Origin of the sequence: Pseudomonas fluorescens (assembly GCF_902497995.1) — a bacterium.
GTDB classification, from domain to species: domain Bacteria; phylum Pseudomonadota; class Gammaproteobacteria; order Pseudomonadales; family Pseudomonadaceae; genus Aquipseudomonas; species Aquipseudomonas fluorescens_BK.
On the sequence record NZ_CABVII010000009.1, the window covers coordinates 139,871 to 154,930 of the forward strand.

General features: G+C 58.7%; 15 protein-coding genes and 1 pseudogene. 9 read left to right on the forward strand and 7 right to left on the reverse strand.

Annotated elements, in window-relative coordinates:
• Positions 1-11: 11 nt before the first annotated feature.
• The 3 genes from F8N80_RS12875 (at position 12) to F8N80_RS12885 (ending at position 3,332) form a co-directional block, all read left to right on the forward strand.
• Complete coding sequence (locus F8N80_RS12875; protein WP_150748234.1) at positions 12-1,316, forward strand: homoserine dehydrogenase; 1,305 nt, start codon at positions 12-14, stop codon at positions 1,314-1,316.
• Positions 1,317-1,380: 64 nt separating this feature from the next.
• Positions 1,381-2,790 (forward strand): threonine synthase, encoded by a 1,410-nt coding sequence (gene thrC, locus F8N80_RS12880; protein ID WP_150783976.1) that lies wholly within the window; start codon positions 1,381-1,383, stop codon positions 2,788-2,790.
• A gap of 254 nt (positions 2,791-3,044) precedes the next feature.
• Positions 3,045-3,332: a DUF3509 domain-containing protein gene (locus tag F8N80_RS12885; protein WP_150748236.1), complete on the forward strand. Its 288-nt coding sequence runs from the start codon at positions 3,045-3,047 to the stop codon at positions 3,330-3,332.
• A 170-nt stretch (positions 3,333-3,502) separates the two neighbouring features.
• On the opposite strand, the gene F8N80_RS12890 is transcribed toward F8N80_RS12885, so the two are convergent.
• Together F8N80_RS12890 and F8N80_RS12895 are read right to left on the reverse strand one after the other, a co-directional pair.
• Positions 3,503-4,444: a TIGR02285 family protein gene (locus tag F8N80_RS12890; protein WP_150748237.1), complete on the reverse strand. Its 942-nt coding sequence runs from the start codon at positions 4,442-4,444 to the stop codon at positions 3,503-3,505.
• Complete coding sequence (locus tag F8N80_RS12895; protein WP_150783977.1) at positions 4,425-5,624, reverse strand: CaiB/BaiF CoA transferase family protein; 1,200 nt, start codon at positions 5,622-5,624, stop codon at positions 4,425-4,427. Before F8N80_RS12895 ends, F8N80_RS12890 begins: the two co-directional genes overlap by 20 nt.
• A gap of 147 nt (positions 5,625-5,771) precedes the next feature.
• Between F8N80_RS12895 and F8N80_RS12900 the strand changes: the two genes are divergently transcribed.
• The 3 genes from F8N80_RS12900 to F8N80_RS12910 all read left to right on the forward strand — a co-directional run bounded on the left by F8N80_RS12900 (position 5,772) and on the right by F8N80_RS12910 (position 9,432).
• A complete protein-coding gene (locus F8N80_RS12900) occupies positions 5,772-6,314 on the forward strand; it encodes a YaeQ family protein (protein ID WP_150783978.1) in 543 nt (180 codons plus the stop codon).
• A gap of 66 nt (positions 6,315-6,380) precedes the next feature.
• Positions 6,381-8,090, forward strand: a complete 1,710-nt coding sequence (gene recJ, locus F8N80_RS12905; protein WP_150783979.1) for a single-stranded-DNA-specific exonuclease RecJ — start codon at positions 6,381-6,383, stop codon at positions 8,088-8,090.
• A gap of 235 nt (positions 8,091-8,325) precedes the next feature.
• Positions 8,326-9,432: an NADH:flavin oxidoreductase/NADH oxidase gene (locus F8N80_RS12910; protein WP_150783980.1), complete on the forward strand. Its 1,107-nt coding sequence runs from the start codon at positions 8,326-8,328 to the stop codon at positions 9,430-9,432.
• A 214-nt stretch (positions 9,433-9,646) separates the two neighbouring features.
• On the opposite strand, the gene F8N80_RS12915 is transcribed toward F8N80_RS12910, so the two are convergent.
• A complete protein-coding gene (locus tag F8N80_RS12915) occupies positions 9,647-11,272 on the reverse strand; it encodes a glucan biosynthesis protein D (RefSeq protein ID WP_150748242.1) in 1,626 nt (541 codons plus the stop codon).
• A gap of 410 nt (positions 11,273-11,682) precedes the next feature.
• On the opposite strand from F8N80_RS12915, the gene F8N80_RS12920 reads away from it, so the two are divergent.
• Positions 11,683-11,868 carry a hypothetical protein gene (locus tag F8N80_RS12920; RefSeq protein ID WP_150748243.1) on the forward strand — a complete coding sequence of 62 codons (186 nt, stop codon included), beginning with the start codon at positions 11,683-11,685 and terminating at the stop codon, positions 11,866-11,868.
• Positions 11,869-11,916: 48 nt separating this feature from the next.
• On the opposite strand, the gene F8N80_RS12925 is transcribed toward F8N80_RS12920, so the two are convergent.
• The 3 genes and pseudogenes from F8N80_RS12925 to F8N80_RS12935 form a co-directional block, all read right to left on the reverse strand.
• The gene (locus F8N80_RS12925; RefSeq protein WP_150748244.1) at positions 11,917-12,207 is read right to left on the reverse strand and encodes a type II toxin-antitoxin system RelE/ParE family toxin; all 291 of its coding nucleotides are present in this window, start codon (positions 12,205-12,207) and stop codon (positions 11,917-11,919) included.
• On the reverse strand, positions 12,185-12,433 hold the full coding sequence (locus F8N80_RS12930; RefSeq protein WP_150748245.1) for a CopG family ribbon-helix-helix protein: 249 nt from the start codon (positions 12,431-12,433) through the stop codon (positions 12,185-12,187). The genes F8N80_RS12925 and F8N80_RS12930 overlap by 23 nt, the downstream gene beginning before the upstream one ends.
• Positions 12,434-12,741: 308 nt before the next feature.
• A pseudogene (locus F8N80_RS12935) lies at positions 12,742-13,359 on the reverse strand (aldehyde dehydrogenase family protein); the annotation flags it as partial.
• A gap of 220 nt (positions 13,360-13,579) precedes the next feature.
• Here F8N80_RS12935 and F8N80_RS12940 point away from each other — a divergent pair.
• Both F8N80_RS12940 and F8N80_RS12945 read left to right on the forward strand, forming a co-directional pair.
• Complete coding sequence (locus tag F8N80_RS12940; RefSeq protein ID WP_150748246.1) at positions 13,580-13,831, forward strand: AbrB/MazE/SpoVT family DNA-binding domain-containing protein; 252 nt, start codon at positions 13,580-13,582, stop codon at positions 13,829-13,831.
• A complete protein-coding gene (locus F8N80_RS12945; RefSeq protein WP_150748247.1) occupies positions 13,831-14,232 on the forward strand; it encodes a type II toxin-antitoxin system VapC family toxin in 402 nt (133 codons plus the stop codon). Before F8N80_RS12940 ends, F8N80_RS12945 begins: the two co-directional genes overlap by 1 nt.
• A gap of 124 nt (positions 14,233-14,356) precedes the next feature.
• On the opposite strand, the gene F8N80_RS12950 is transcribed toward F8N80_RS12945, so the two are convergent.
• Positions 14,357-14,869 carry a BRO-N domain-containing protein gene (locus F8N80_RS12950; RefSeq protein WP_150783981.1) on the reverse strand — a complete coding sequence of 171 codons (513 nt, stop codon included), beginning with the start codon at positions 14,867-14,869 and terminating at the stop codon, positions 14,357-14,359.
• Positions 14,870-15,060: the final 191 nt, after the last annotated feature.

Below are 15,060 nucleotides of genomic sequence, written 5' to 3' on the forward strand. Positions count from 1 at the left end.
GGGAGTTCACAGTGAAACCGGTCAAAGTAGGCATCTGTGGGTTAGGGACCGTCGGTGGCGGAACCTTCAACGTACTTCAGCGCAACGCCGAGGAAATTGCTCGTCGTGCCGGGCGTGGAATCGAAGTGGCACAAATTGCCATGCGCACGCCAAAGCCTCAGTTCCAGACGACCGGTATTGCGATTACCAACGATGTCTTCGAAGTGGCCACGAACCCTGAGATCGACATCGTCATAGAGCTGATGGGCGGCTACACCGTTGCCCGCGAGCTGGTACTCAAAGCGATCGAGAACGGAAAACACGTGGTGACCGCGAACAAGGCGCTAATTGCCGTTCACGGTAATGAAATTTTCGCCAAGGCCCGCGAGAAGGGCGTGATCGTGGCGTTCGAAGCGGCGGTGGCCGGTGGCATTCCGGTGATCAAGGCGATCCGTGAAGGCCTGTCCGCCAACCGCATCAACTGGGTCGCCGGGATCATCAACGGCACCGGTAACTTCATTCTCACCGAAATGCGCGAAAAGGGCCGCAACTTCGAAGACGTGCTTGCCGAGGCGCAAGCCCTGGGTTACGCCGAAGCCGATCCGACCTTCGACGTTGAAGGCATCGATGCCGCCCACAAGCTGACGATCCTGGCCTCCATCGCATTCGGCATTCCGCTGCAATTCGACAAAGCCTACACCGAAGGCATTACCAAGCTGACCACCGCCGACGTGAACTACGCCGAAGCACTGGGCTATCGCATCAAGCACCTGGGCGTGGCACGCAGCACGGCCGCCGGTATCGAATTGCGTGTACACCCGACGCTGATCCCGGCCGATCGTCTGCTCGCCAATGTCAACGGCGTGATGAACGCGGTGATGGTCAACGGTGACGCCGCCGGTTCGACCCTGTTCTACGGCGCGGGCGCCGGCATGGAGCCGACCGCTTCCTCGGTAATCGCCGATCTGGTAGACGTGGTTCGCGCCATGACTTCCGACCCGGAAAACCGTGTGCCGCACCTGGCCTTCCAGCCAGACTCGCTGTCGGCCCACCCGATCCTGCCGATCGATGCCTGCGAAAGCGCCTACTACCTGCGAATTCAGGCCAAGGATCACCCGGGCGTGTTGGCTCAGGTCGCCAGCATCCTGTCGGAGCGTGGCATCAACATCGAATCGATCATGCAGAAAGAAGTCGAAGAGCATGACGGTCTGGTGCCGATGATCCTGCTGACCCACCGTGTGCTGGAGCAGCACATGAACGACGCGATCACCGCCCTGGAAGCCTTGGAAGGTGTGGTCGGCCCGGTCGTACGAATCCGCGTCGAGCACCTGAACTAAGCCGTTATCGTTCGCCGGGCCCCCGAGGGCCCGGTTTTGCGAACACTGTCTATTGGAGCCAGTCATGCGTTATATCAGTACCCGCGGCCAGGCACCGGCCCTGAATTTCGAAGACGTCCTGCTGGCCGGTCTGGCCACTGACGGCGGCCTGTACGTGCCGGAAAACCTGCCACGCTTCACCCAGGAGGAAATCGCTTCCTGGGCCGGCCTGCCGTATCACGAGCTGGCTTTCCGGGTGATGCGCCCGTTTGTCACCGGCAGCATCCCCGATGCCGATTTCAAAAAGATACTTGAAGAGACTTACGGCGTGTTTTCGCACAACGCCGTGGCGCCGCTACGTCAGCTCAATGGCAACGAATGGGTGCTGGAGCTGTTCCACGGCCCGACCCTGGCATTCAAGGATTTCGCCCTGCAACTGCTCGGTCGCTTGCTCGACTACGTGCTGGAAAAGCGCGGCGAGCGCGTAGTGATCGTCGGCGCCACCTCCGGTGATACCGGTTCGGCTGCCATCGAAGGCTGCAAGCACTGCGAAAACGTCGACATTTTCATCCTGCACCCGCACAACCGCGTGTCCGAAGTGCAGCGTCGCCAGATGACGACCATTTTTGGCGAAAACATCCACAACATTGCCATCGAAGGCAACTTCGATGACTGCCAGGAAATGGTCAAGGCCAGCTTCGCCGACCAGAGCTTCCTCAAGGGCACGCGTCTGGTAGCGGTGAACTCGATCAACTGGGCGCGGATCATGGCCCAGATCGTTTACTACTTCCACGCCGCCCTGCAGTTGGGCGGCCCGGCGCGCTCGGTATCGTTCTCGGTGCCGACCGGCAACTTCGGTGACATCTTCGCCGGTTACCTGGCACGCAACATGGGCCTGCCAATCAACCAGTTGATTGTCGCCACCAACCGCAACGACATCCTGCACCGCTTCATGAGCGGCAATCAGTACGTCAAGGAAACCCTGCACGCCACGCTGTCGCCATCCATGGACATCATGGTGTCGTCGAACTTCGAACGTCTGTTGTTCGACCTGCACGGGCGCAATGGCGCGGCGATTGCCGGCTTGATGGACACCTTCAAGCAAGGTGGCGGTTTCAGCGTCGAGCAGGAACGCTGGACCGAAGCCCGCAAGCTGTTCGACTCCCTGGCCGTGGATGACGCACAAACCTGCGAAACCATCGCTGAAGTCTACGAGCAGACCGGTGAGCTGCTGGATCCGCACACGGCCATTGGCGTCAAGGCCGCGCGCGAATGCCGTCGCAGCCTGGATATTCCAATGGTGATCCTGGGCACGGCCCACCCGGTCAAATTCCCGGACGCCGTGGAAAAAGCTGGCGTAGGAAAAGCGCTCGAACTGCCTGTACATCTTGCTGATTTGTTCGAGCGAGATGAGCGCTGCACGGTGTTGCCGAATGACCTGAAAGCCGTGCAGGCCTTTGTCAGTCTGCATGGTAACCGCGGCAAGCCCCTGTAACCGGCATAAGCTGTCACATATTGAAGCCCGTCACCTGACGGGCTTTCTCGTATTCGGGTGTCACACTTGTCGTGTCTCGAGCATGAGGAATCGCCTCTGTTTTATCTTTGTCATCTTTGCCATGCATGCTCCATCAACCAGAGACGCCGATGCGTCTGCAATCGGCACCCAAGAACTTTCCTCCAAGGCCAGCGGTCATTTACAGTGGACACGCCCCAGGCACTTTGTTTTCGGACTATTGAGTGGTGATCGAGATGGAAAGTATCAGTCTATTGCTCGGTGAGGCTCTGAGCCCGTATCAGGTAACGTTGACCCCGTCGGGACCCCAGGGCGAATGCCTGGTGACCCTGAAAAATTCGACTGGCGCCATGGTGGTCGAACGGGAATTCAATCAGGCACAGTTGACCGATAAGCGTCTGCTGACGGATGTGGTCGACGGGTTGCATCGCGATGTGCTGATTGCCGAAGGGCGTCTGGAACCCTGCGTTATCGCAGCGTTACGCAATGCTGCTCAGGGCAAGACCCTGGTCAGCCGAAAATGAATTGTTTTTTGTGGGAACCTTCCTGCCCCAAGGTCGGTCAGAACATATAACAGCAGGATCAAGCATTGTGCTCCGGTGCTTGTAGCTTGCTGTTACTGGTCTTTATGTAGGCCACGTTTAACCCCGAGTCGTCTCCCCACTTCTCGGGGTTTCTTTTTGTCCGCGATTTGTCATTGCCCGGCCTGCTGGCTGAAAAATGCCTTGCTGGCTTCCAGGTACTCGCTGCGACTGTCCGGGTCCAGCCAGGCGGCATAGGCCTCGCTCAAGCGCTCGTGGGGCAGGTTGCGCAGCAGTTGGTTGATCTCGATGATTGCCTGCCGGCCCTGGGGGGTGTCAGTACAGCCGATGTAACCGGACAGGTATTTGCCCGTGCCGCGAATCGGGTAGAACTGCAATTCGTCGTCCGCGATCCCTTGCTGCCGAGCCTGGTAGCGGATCTCCGAGCGGTACCCCAACAGCAGTCGCAAGCGTCCCAGGCGTTGCATCTGCAACAGGCTGCCCAACGCGTCGTTGCCGTAGTGGAGCGTCAGCGCATCGGCGGGTGCCTGTTTTAGCAGTGCATCGAGAGACTCGCCGTAGTTGCGCTCGGCAATGATTCCCAGCTTCTCACCGCCGCCGGCCAGCAGGGCCGCGAGGTCCACTTCGCCGTCCTTGATAAAAGGCGTCAGCAGCTCCCGATCGACGCGCCGCACTGCCAGGCCATTGCTAATGGCCCGAAAGACCGGGGTGGAAAACGCCATCCAGCTGGCGCGTTCCTGGCTCCAGTTCAGCGCCGCATCGCACGTGAGGGAGGGTTCGTGGAGCATCTGCAAGCCGCGAGCGCGATTGACCCGCATCAGGGTGTGTTCGTATTGCGGCATGCGCGCTATCAGCAACGGCAGCAGTTGATCGATGACGCCCTGGCCCTTTTCCGGTCCTTCGAAAATCATCAGCGGTGGCAGATCGCGCAACAGCCAGACCAGAGTTTCCTTGGGCTGCGCCAGTGTCGACTGAGCCTGACCGGCGAGCAAGAGGAAAACCGCCCATGCGCACAGCGCTCGTCCGCCAGACGACAGGCAGTGGTTGATGAGTCGCGCAGACAGGCGTTGCAGCTTAGATGGCGCCGTCTTCACGCAGCTTTGCGATCTGTTCCTTGTCGTAACCAAGATCGTTCAGTACCTGCGCATTGTGTTCACCCAACTGCGGCCCAACCCATTCCGATGAGCCGGGTGTCTGCGAGAGTTTCGGCACGATCCCCGGCATCTTGAAATCCTTGCCGTCCGGCAGCTTGGCCTTGAGAAACATTTCCCTGGCCAGGTACTGCGGGTCGCTGAACATGTCCTCGGCACTGAAGATCCGGCTGGCCGGTACCTCGGCCTGATTCAACTGCTCGATGATGGCGTCCAGCGGCAGTGAGTTGACCCAGCGATCAATCACCCCATAAATCTCGTCGCGACGGCTATCGCGCCCATCGTTGCTGGCCAATAGCGGGTCGTTGGCCAGGTCTTCCCGGCCAATGAGCAGCATGAAGCGTTTGAAAATGGCATCGCCGTTGGCACCGATCTGCACATGTTTGCCGTCGGCGCTGGTGTGGATCGAGGAGGGGGTGATGCCGGGCATGATGTTGCCGGTGCGTTCGCGGATGAAACCGAACACGTCGAACTCCGGGACCATGCTTTCCATCATGGCGAAGATCGCTTCATACAGCGCCACATCGACCACTTGGCCCAGACCACCGTTGACTTCGCGATGACGCAGGGCCATCAGCGCACCAATCACACCCCAGAGTGCGGCAATCGAATCGCCGATGGAGATTCCGGTGCGCACCGGTGGTCGGTCTTCGAAACCGGTGATGTAGCGCAGGCCGCCCATGGATTCGCCGACGGCGCCAAACCCTGGTTGATCTTTCATCGGTCCGGTCTGACCGAATCCCGATAGACGCACCATCACCAGTTTCGGGTTCAGTGCGTGCAGGACTTCCCAGCCCAGGCCGAGTTTTTCCAGGACGCCCGGGCGAAAATTCTCGATCAGAATGTCCGCTTCGCCGAGCAGCTTTTTCAAAATCGCCAGACCTTCCGGATGCTTGAGGTTCAGCGTCAGGGATTTCTTGTTGCGTGCCTGAACGAACCACCACAGCGAGGTGCCTTCATACAACTTGCGCCATTTGCGCAATGGGTCACCACCGTCCGGGGATTCAATCTTGATCACTTCGGCACCGAATTCACCACAAATGCGCGAGGCAAACGGCCCGGCGATCAACGTGCCCAATTCAATGACTTTCAGACCTGAGAGCGGTTTGGCGGTGAACGGCATACTGGATCCTGTAGGACATGGCTTAACGGGTAGAGCGTTTTAGCATAGCCCGGCGTCAGCCGCCCAAGGTTGATTCGCCTTCAATTCGTTGATTGCCTGTTGCATCGGTTAGACTTGCCGCCTTTCCACGTATCAAGAAGCCCGTTCATGGCCCAGCCGTCCACGACCTACAAGTTTGAACTGAACCTCACCGACCTCGACCGCAGCATCTACGAGAGCGTGAAGCAGACCATCGCCCGGCACCCTTCGGAAACCGAAGAACGCATGACCGTGCGCCTGCTGGCCTACGCCTTCTGGTACAACGAGCAGCTGTCGTTTGGTCGCGGTCTGTCAGACGTCGATGAACCAGCCCTGTGGGAAAAGAGCCTGGACGACCGTGTCCTGCACTGGATCGAAGTCGGCCAGCCGGACGCCGATCGCCTGACCTGGTGCTCGCGCCGCACCGAGCGCACCAGCCTGCTGGCCTACGGCAGCCTGCGCGTCTGGGAAACCAAAGTGATCCCGGCGATCAAGAACCTGAAAAACGTGCATATCGCCGCGGTACCTCAGGAAGTCCTGGAGACCCTGGCCAAAGACATGCCACGCGTGGTCAAGTGGGATGTGATGATCAGCGAAGGGACGATTTTCGTCACCGACGACCGTGGTCAGCACGAAGTGCAGCTGCAGTGGCTGAGTGGCGAACGCGGCTGATTAATCTGCGCTGTACCGCATCAACCGGTTTTGTCCCACTTATCCAAGAGAAGCCCCCGTCACCCCATGCGCATCGAACCTCGCCTGTTGCCCGACCCCCTGCCATCGCTCGGTGATCTGCCACCGCTGTTGACCCGCCTGTACGCGGCGCGGGGGGTGCAGTGCGAAGCCGAGCTGGACAAGAGCCTGGCGCGGCTGATTCCGTTCCAGCGGCTGAAGGGCATCGAGGGCGCGGTGGATTTGCTGGTGGCGGCGCTGGAGCAGCGCCAGCGGATTCTGATCGTCGGTGACTTCGACGCCGATGGTGCGACGGCCAGTACCGTGGGCAAGTTGGGGTTGCAGCTGTTGGGCGCGGCTCATGTCGACTATCTGGTGCCGAATCGATTTGAATATGGTTATGGCCTGACTCCGGAAATCGTCGAAGTCGCATTGACCCGCGACCCTCAACTGCTGATTACCGTGGATAACGGCATCTCCAGCGTCGAAGGCGTGGCAGCGGCGAAAAAGGCCGGGCTCAAGGTCCTGGTCACCGACCACCACTTGCCTGGCGATGAGCTGCCGCTGGCCGATGCCATCGTCAATCCCAACCAGCCGGGTTGTGAGTTCCCGAGCAAGGCGTTGGCCGGTGTCGGGGTGATTTTCTATGTGTTGATGGCCTTGCGCGCGCGTTTACGCAGCCTGGGCTGGTACGAGAGCACGCCGCAGCCCAATATCGGCGAGTTACTGGATCTGGTGGCGCTCGGCAGCGTCGCCGACGTGGTGCCGCTGGACGCCAACAACCGGATTCTGGTGCATCAGGGCCTGGAGCGCATTCGCGCCGGACGTGCTCGACCGGGGATCAAGGCGATCCTCGAAGTGGCCAAGCGCGACCCTGCGCGCATTACCTCCACCGATCTGGGGTTCATTGTCGGGCCACGCCTGAATGCGGCCGGCCGGCTGGATGACATGAGCCTGGGCATCGAATGCCTGCTCACTGAAGACGTCGGGATCGCGCGTGAAATGGCAGCACAGCTCGACGGCATGAACCAGGATCGCAAATCCATCGAGCAGGGCATGCAGCGCGAGGCGCTGGCCCAACTCAAGGACTTGCCGGTTGAATCGATGCCGTTTGGCCTGTGCCTGTTCGATCCCGAGTGGCACCAAGGCGTCATCGGCATCCTCGCCTCGCGTATGAAAGAACGCTATTTCCGTCCGACCATCGCCTTTGCCGATGCAGGCGATGGCCTGCTCAAGGGCTCGGGGCGTTCGGTCCAGGGGTTTCATATTCGTGACGCCTTGAGCGTGGTGGCGGCGCAGCATCCGCATCTGATCAGCAAATACGGCGGCCATGCCATGGCGGCAGGCCTGACACTGCCGGAAGCGAATTTTCCGTTGTTCGCCGAAGCCTTCGATGCCGAAGTGCGTCGGCAATTGCGCGAAGAGGACCTGACCGGTCGGCTGCTGTCGGACGGCACCCTGGCAGTCGAGGAATTTCACCTGGAACTGGCCCGTGCCCTGCGTCATGCCGGTCCTTGGGGGCAGCACTTTCCGGAGCCGCTGTTTCATGGGGTTTTCCAGTTGGTCGAGCAGCGCGTCGTCGGCGAGCGGCACCTCAAGGTGGTGCTCAAAAGCGAATGTGGCTCGGTGAAACTCGATGGCATCGCCTTTGGCATCGACCGCGATATCTGGCCGAATCCGACCATCAAATGGGTGGAACTGGCCTACAAGCTCGATCTCAACGAGTTTCGCGGGAATGAGACGGTGCAGCTGATGATTGTCCATATCGAACCGCGTTGAGCCCTTCGCTGTAGGAGCGAGGCTTGCCCGCGAAGGCGATCTTCCTGACGCCCAATATCCCCGGAACCCTCCACCGTCCCCCGATGTCGACTAGGCTCTAAGCACTGCTTGATAATCCTTGTGACGTCTTGTCGAAATTTTTGCCCGCGGGGGCGGGTGCTGCAGCTTTTTTCCTGTCACTCGTCGACTTTCAAACAGAACCCTGGAGCCTGCCCACTGATTCGAGAGGTGCCCCATGAGTCTGCTGCTTGAACCCTACACCATTCGCCAATTGACCCTGCTCAACCGCATTGCGGTCTCGCCGATGTGCCAGTACTCGAGCGTGGATGGCCTGGCCAATGACTGGCACCTGGTCCACCTTGGCAGCCGCGCTGTCGGCGGTGCCGGCCTGGTGTTTACCGAAGCCACGGCGGTCACTGCCGACGGACGGATCACCGCCGATGACCTCGGGCTGTGGAACGACGAACAGATCGAACCCCTGCAACGTATCACCCGCTTCATCACCGCCCAAGGCGCCGTGGCCGGTATTCAGTTGGCCCATGCCGGACGCAAGGCCAGCACCTGGCGGCCGTGGCTGGGCAAGCATGGCAGTGTCAAGCCCGATGCCGGTGGCTGGACGCCGGTCGGTCCTTCGCCGATCGCTTTCGATCCACAGCACACCCAACCCAGACAGCTTGATGAAGGCCAGATCGCCGACATCATTCAGGCCTTTGTCGACTCGGCCAAGAGGGCGCTGACCGCCGGTTTCAAAGTGGTCGAAATACACGCCGCCCACGGTTATCTGTTGCACCAGTTCCTGTCGCCCCTGAGTAATCAGCGACGGGATCAATATGGCGGTTCGTTCGAAAATAGAATTCGGCTGGTGCTGCAAGTCACCGAGGCGGTGCGTGCTGTATGGCCCGAGGAGTTGCCGCTGTTTGTGCGGGTGTCGGCCACCGATTGGGTGGAAGACGGCTGGAACCCCGATGAAACCGTCGAACTGGCGCGGCGCCTTCAGGCTTTGGGCGTGGACCTGATCGACGTGTCGTCGGGTGGTACGGCGGTCAACGCCGAGATTCCCACAGGGCCGGGTTATCAGACCCGCTTCGCCGAACGTGTGCGCAAGGAGTCAGGCATTGCCACCGGCACTGTAGGAATGATTACCGAGCCCGCTCAGGCCGAGCACATATTGCGCACCTGTCAGGCCGACATCATCTTCCTGGCTCGGGAACTGTTGCGCGATCCGTACTGGCCATTGCATGCCGATGACGACCTGGGTGGGCGCAAGGCCATCTGGCCGGCGCAGTATCAGCGGGCCACCCATCGGGAGCAGCCGATTCATGAGTCGGATTTGCGGGACTGAGTGAGGCTGTAAAAACAAAAAAGCCCCGGTCGAGTTGATCGGGGCTTTTGCATATCTGTGCCGGAATGTTTGTTGCCGGCTCGGCCGTCTTCGCGGGCAAGTCGAATCGTCGCACCGCCGCTCCCACACTTGATCGCATTCCTTCTGGATGAACGAGGTCAACTGTGGGAGCGGGCTTGCCCGCGAAGGGGCCCGCCCAGACAGCCACTTACCTTCAGGTGTACTTACGCTTCTCCGGCGCCGGCGGGAAGTACTGGTACAACCAGGTTTCACTCAAGGTCCGGTCATTGGTGCGAATGAACAACCGCAGCTCCACCGGCGCCACGCTGTCATTGGTCGGGTACCAGTCGAACGTGATCCGATAGCCCTTGATGGCATCCAGAACCAACACGTTGAAGTCTTTCACCTCACCGTTCGAGCAAGTGACCACAGGCTCGATCCCCGCACCCTCCGGCAAGCGATCAAGACCGCCGCCCGTGAAGTCCACGGCAAACCGTCGCGCCCAGACGGGCGGGTAATGCTCACCAGGCGCCCAGCCTTCGATGAAGCCGCCCATGCCCGAACGGGTCGCATTGACCCGCGCCAGCGGTGTACTCACCGGTGGCAGCGCGCTCCAGTAGAGCTTGTAGCCGTAGTTCAGCGAGTCACCGGCCGCCACCGGTTTTTTCGGGGTCCAGAAGGCAACGATGTTATCCAGGGTTTCGCCGGTCGTAGGAATTTCCAACAGATCGATCGAGCCTTCGCCCCAGGCAGTCGTAGGTTCTACCCACAGGCTTGGGCGCTTGCTGTACCAGTCGACGGTATCCTGATAATTGGCGAACTCGTGATCGGTCTGTACCAGGCCGAAACCTTTTGGATCGGTGTCGGCGAAGGCATTGAATTGCAGGGTGGCCGGGTTGTTCAGGGGACGGCAGATCCACTCGCCATTGCCACGCCACATCGCCAGGCGATCGGAGTCGTGGATTTGCGGATGAATGGTGTCGCACATGCGGCGCTCATGGGTGCCGCAGCTGAACATGCTGGTCATCGGCGCGATGCCCAACTGTTCGATGGCGGTGCGCGCATTGATGTGAGCATCGATGTCCATCACCACGCGTTCGGCCTGGCAATCGATGTCGAAACGGTAGGCGCCGGTGGCGCTCGGCGAATCCAGCAGGGCGTAGACCACGAAGCGAGTACTGTCCTTGCCCGGCGTCTCGAACCAGAACTTGGTGAAGTCCGGGAATTCCTCGCGCTTTTTGGCATAGGTATCGATCGCCAGGCCGCGAGCCGACAGACCGTACTGGCCAGTGGCGTCTACCGCGCGGAAATAACTGGCCCCAAGGAACGACAACACGTCGTGCCTGTCCAGCTCCGGGGCCTTGAACAGCTTGAACCCGGAAAACCCCAGGTCGCCGGTGAGTTGCTTGGTGTCGACCGTGGTTTTTTCATAGTTGAACAGGGATGGGCGGAAATGCACCTCGCGCGCCTGACGCGTCTTGGGGTCGACGCTGTACATGCGCACCGGCTGTTTGAAACCCATGCCGACGTGGAAAAACTGCACATCCAGTTGACCGTTCAGATCTTTCCACAGGGAGTGGTTGCCGTCGTAGCGGATCGCGTTGAAGTTCTGCGGAGTCATGGTCGCCAGGGTCGGCGGCAGCAGCTGTTTGGTGTCCTGGTAGCGGTTACCGGCCAGTTGCCTGGCCTGGATCTTCAAGGCTTCGAAGTCGAACGCCTGAGCCTCGCCATCGGCCGCTCCATTACCGGCCCAGGCTCGAGCGGCCAGCAGGCCGGAGGCCGAGAGACCGGTGTAAGCCGCGATGGCCATGGACGCTTTGAGCAAATTCCTGCGGTGCATAAGTACAACCTGTCGTGAACAATCCCGTACCGTTCCTGGCACATTGGATCAAAAATGGAGGTTCGGACATGCCTTCGGCCAAACGCAACGGACTTTAAACAGATGCCAAATAGCTTAAACCGTTCGGTCGCAGAGAAAAAATGATTGATGGCGTGACGATGGCGTGGCAATGAAACAAGACATGTCAGGAAAAATGTCCGACAGAGATTTCTGATTTACAGGGCATTTCTGCTTTTTTCGACTAATTACTCTAAAAATTGCTTTTCAGCCTGAATAACTTCCTATTCTATGGACATGACCGGTTTCTGCCCTCAGGCCGGTGGGATTCAGTTGGCACAAGGTGACCGCTGAAAAAGGGTAGGGCGATGCGGCTTTTCAAGTTTTCTCTGACGTATAGAAGGACATCGTCCATGTCGAAAGTACAAGGCATCACCGAACTGTTGGGAATCTTTCCGTGCCTGGTCACCGGGCGAAGGAGGCGCCGGCTCAATTCCGAGGAAATGAAACTGGTGGAGCGCTATCGTGAGTTGTCGGAGAGCGACCGGATTGCCATGCGCTATCTGGTGGACGCGATGAGGAGTGTTTCGCGGTTTTGAGGAGGTGCGGCATCCAGCGGTGGTGATTGTGCTGCGGCTGGATGGCGCCTACCAATCCTGCGGTCGTTCTGCACGCTGATGTAGAACCCGCAACACTTGGATTTGGCCATGCATCAATCGATAAGGAGCGATAAATGGATACTGACCCAATACCAGTTCACGGACATCAGGCATGACAGAGGGCCTGCCCGATCCCGGGAATTGTTCCAGCTGATGGAAAGACTGCAAAATCGACGAAATGATCTCTGTCGCAGCCTCAGCACCCATAACACCTTGGTAGTACTCGTGAATGGCCTCGAGGTCGCTTTCAGCTTTTTCAGTCAGTACTACACTCGGCACGTTTTGCCCACTTAGCCTTCACGGCGTCAAGATCGGTAAGTTTTCCCGCGTCGGCATCCGCTATGCCGTCACTTATGGCTTGCAGATGCCATGACTCGGCTTCTACATATCGAACCAACGCACGCTTGAGATGGTACTGACGGTCACGATCGGTGGCTGCAGCCAACTGATCCAGTTGTTGGGCCAGCAGCTCTTCAACGCGAAAGGATAAAACTGGCGAGGCCATGGTGGCTCTCCTAAAGATGTATACACTGTAAACTGTGTAAACACACTAAGCCTAACCCTCATTTTCGTCAACCAATATGGCGTGCATTGGATTGAGGAAACTCTAGCGGGCGAGAACAAAACAAACAGCCTGGATGTATTTCGAAATGCATAGATGCCCCATACCGTCGATTGCGCAGGGGCGAACACTCCTGTCGATGGATTCGTCAAAAGATTTCAACCCGTGACAGCTCCTGCATCGATCGCAAGAACCTTAGATATCGCACAGTCCGCAGCCCCCCAGCTGCCGCAGGCTACGATCTTTGCGCTTTAATGCTTGAACATCACATGCCGCACCACGCTGTAGTCTTCCAGCCCGTACAAAGACAAGTCCTTGCCATACCCGGACAGTTTCTGCCCTCCATGGGGCATTTCGCTGACCAGCATGAAGTGCGTGTTGACCCAGGTGCAGCCGTACTGCAAGCGGGCCGAAAGGCGATGCGCCCGACCGACGTCCGAGGTCCAGACCGACGATGCCAGGCCGTAGTCCGAATCGTTGGCCCAGGCCAGCACTTGCGCCTCATCGGTGAATCGGGTCACCGACACCACCGGCCCGAACACTTCGCGGCGGACGATTTCGTCATCCTGTTGCGCGTCGGCCAGCACCGTCGGCTCGAAGAAGTAGCCATCGCCTTCCACCGCCTTGCCACCGGTGATCAAGCGAATATGCGGCTGCGCCACGGCGCGCTCGACGAACCCGGCCACACGGTCGCGGTGTTGCGCGGTGATCAGCGGGCCCAGCTCGGTCGACGGATCATCCTGCACGCCGTGCTTGATGCTGCTGACCGCTTCGCCGAGCTTGTCGACGAACTTGTCGTAAATACCCTGCGCATAGATGCGGCACGCGGCGGTGCAGTCCTGGCCGGCGTTGTAGAAGCTGGTGGAGCGCTATCGCGAGTTGTCGGAGAGCGACCGGATTGCCATGCGCTATCTGGTGGACGCGATGCGGAGTGTTTCGCGGTTTTGAGGAGGTATTGGATTTGGCCGTGGCATGGTGTCACGGTCGGATCCTTCAGGTTGAGACGAAAATGCCTACGATGAGCGGCGGTTGCGAACTTGTCTGTGAAGTATTACTTTCATATTAATAGTAATACTTGAGGAGAGAATCATGACAACAACCATGACCAGCAAAGGGCAGGTCACTATTCCCAAGCCTATTCGTGATGCACTGCACCTGTTACCGGGTTCGGCCATCGAGTTCAGCGTCAACGCGCAAGGCGAGGTAGTGTTGCATGGCCGAAAGGCAAAAGACGACACCAGCAAGGCAGTCACCCCTGATCGATTCGAGGCGGTGCGTGGTAAGGCTGATATCAAATGGCGAACTGACGATTTGATGGCGTTACTGCGAGGTGAGGACTGATGATATTGGTCGACACGAATGTGTTGATTGATGTTCTGGAAGATGACCCCGTTTGGGCTGATTGGTCCATACAACAGTTACGTGCTCAGTCCCAGATTCATGAGTTAGCCATCAATCCGATTATTTACGCCGAACTCTCTCAGACGTTTTCCACTTTTGAAGCATTGGATGATGTGGTGACCCAGCTCGGGTTGGCCATGCAGGAAGTCCCGAGGCCGGCTTTGTTTCTGGCGGGCAAGGCCTTCGTTCGTTATCGGAAAGTGGGTGGCGGGAAAAGCAATGTTTTGGCCGACTTCTTCATCGGCGCTCACGCCGCCGTAAAAAAGTTGCCGCTGCTGACGCGGGATGCCAGACGCTATCGCAACTATTTTCCTTCAGTCGAGTTAATAGTGCCTGCCTGAGATTTTTTGTGATTCAGAGGATATGCCTTCCAAGCAAGATGGTTACTTGTGGAGGTTTGAGCGCGAGGCTGGCAAAAAGGGGCGGACTGTGAAGTCTGCCCCTTTTTTATTTATTCACCCTCCTTCAACTGCAAGTGCCTACGATCGTGAACGGCCGCTGTGCCTGCATCAGATCAGGCATGTCTCGCCACTTAATCCACGCCTGATGCTGCCAGTGCAATAGCGGCACCGAGATCCCGGCCCAGTGCAACGAACTCAGGCTTGGTAGGTTTTCCACAGATGCGGTTTTCGAATCGCGCAGCGTTGGTATGACTTCGTTGCTCAGCCACTGGCGCAGGTTTCGGTTTTCCGGGACGAAATGGTGAACGAGAAGGGCATACATCCCTGACTCGCTGACCATCAGCGACTCGATGGTTTTACCGTTCTTGAGCAACCAGACGTAACGGCGCTGATCCGGATCGAGTTTCAGGGTGAGTCGTTGGTCCATCGGGCGTCCCATCAGTCGACCAAGATCGCGGACGCAGAACCAGGCTTGGTTGTCTTGCATGAAAGCATGGAGGAAGCGGTTGTGGCGGGTGAAGAGGATTGGGGTGAAATGAGGCTGGATTTCAGACGGATTTAGCGAGTGTTCAAGCATTTTTCGACTCCATGTTGAAAAGAGCCGCCACTAATCCTTCGACAGATTTGGGTGGCGGACCGTGTGGCGTTCGAAGTCGGAACATTCTCGATCAACATGGAAGCCGAGAGGCCCGCGCCACACAGCCCACCATAAAGCGAAACTAAAAGGCAAAAAAATGCCCCAGTTCATATGGGGGCGCGGATGCGCCA